At 66.3% G+C, this 1,254-nt stretch carries 2 protein-coding genes; both read right to left on the reverse strand.

Annotated features, from left to right (window positions below):
* Positions 1 to 95 precede the first annotated feature (95 nt).
* Positions 96 to 410 carry a non-heme iron oxygenase ferredoxin subunit gene (locus RM532_RS15790; RefSeq protein WP_311654298.1) on the reverse strand — a complete coding sequence of 105 codons (315 nt, stop codon included), beginning with the start codon at positions 408 to 410 and terminating at the stop codon, positions 96 to 98.
* A gap of 7 nt (positions 411 to 417) precedes the next feature.
* Entirely contained in the window at positions 418 to 1,182 is a 765-nt protein-coding gene (locus RM532_RS15795; RefSeq protein WP_311654299.1) for an SDR family NAD(P)-dependent oxidoreductase, read from the reverse strand.
* Positions 1,183 to 1,254 lie beyond the last annotated feature (72 nt).

Here is a 1,254-nt window from a genome sequence, read left to right on the forward strand (position 1 = left end):
GCCAGCATCAGCCGCCGCCGCATCTGCGCCGAGCGCATCGACTGGGTGCGCCGCGGCAGAACCGCGGGGTGCGGCTGCGGCGCGCGTGTCATACCTCAGGTGCGTACACAGAGCATCCCGTCCTCGACGAAAAGCTCGTAGGTACGGATATCGACGTTGCAGGGCGACTGGCAGGCCGTGCCCGTGGTGACATCGAACTGGCCCATATGCCAGCCGCATTCCACGATATTCCCGAAAAGCTCGCCGTCCTCCGACAACGAAGCCTCCTCGTGGGTGCAGGTATCGTGGGTGGCGTAATAGCTACCGTCGACGTTGTAGACGGCGATGGGTGTACCGTCCGGCAACTCGGCCCGGCGGATCTCGCCAGGCGGCAAGTCGGCGGCGGCGAACAGAACAGCGGATTGGGTCATCATTGCCTCATAGCATGGTCGAGCCGCCGTTGACACTGATCACCTGGCCGGTCACGAAGCCGGCTTCGTCGGAGACCAGGTAGGCCACCATCGAGGCGACCTCCTGCATTTCGCCCGGGCGGCCCACGGGTACCACGGAAATCACTTGACCCGCTAATCGCGGATTGACGGCGGCGACCTCGGCAAACTGGGGCGTGTTGACGACGCAGGGGGCCACCGTGTTCACGGTGATGCCGTCGCCGGCGAATTCCCGTGCCAGCCCGGTGGTCATGCCGTGCATGCCACCCTTGGCGGCGTTGTAGGCGGCGTGGTCCCATAGGCCGTTGCGCACCGAGTCCGCGCCGATATTGACGACGCGCCCGAAGCCGTTGGCCTTCATCAGGGGCAGGGCCAGCCAACTGCACCAGATGGCGGTCCACAGGTTGCGGTCGATGGTTTGGCGCAGGGTCTCCGGTGTGTGCTCCAGGAACGGGCGCAGCACACCGCCGCCGGCATTGTTGACGAGGATGTCGAGCCCGCCGAAGTCGGTCTCGGCGCGCGCCACCGCGGCCGATGCGACATCCAGTTGAGACAGATCACCGGCGGCCCAGACCACCTCCACCTCGCAGTCGTCGGTGAGCGTGGCGGCAGCCTGCTCCAGCCCCTCAGCATCGACATCGGCGAGCACCAGCCGCGCACCGTCCTGACCCAGGCGCTCGGCCACCGCGTAGCCGATACCACGGGCCGCACCCGTGACCAAGGCCACCCGTCCTTCCAAAGGAACAATCGCCATCAGACTTCGATCGCGCCGACTTTCCCGAACTCGGGACTAGGCACGCTACCCCAGGTATCGAGAGCTTCCGGA

Source organism: Spectribacter hydrogenoxidans (genome assembly GCF_031846275.1).
Lineage (GTDB): Bacteria > Pseudomonadota > Gammaproteobacteria > Nevskiales > Salinisphaeraceae > Spectribacter > Spectribacter hydrogenoxidans.

What these genes read in the sequence shown, in the direction of transcription:
- RM532_RS15790 (WP_311654298.1), bottom strand. Translation starts at nt 410, where the DNA reads ATGACCCAATCCGCTGTTCTGTTCGCCGCCGCCGACTTGCCGCCTGGC.
- RM532_RS15795 (WP_311654299.1), bottom strand. Translation starts at nt 1,182, where the DNA reads ATGGCGATTGTTCCTTTGGAAGGACGGGTGGCCTTGGTCACGGGTGCG.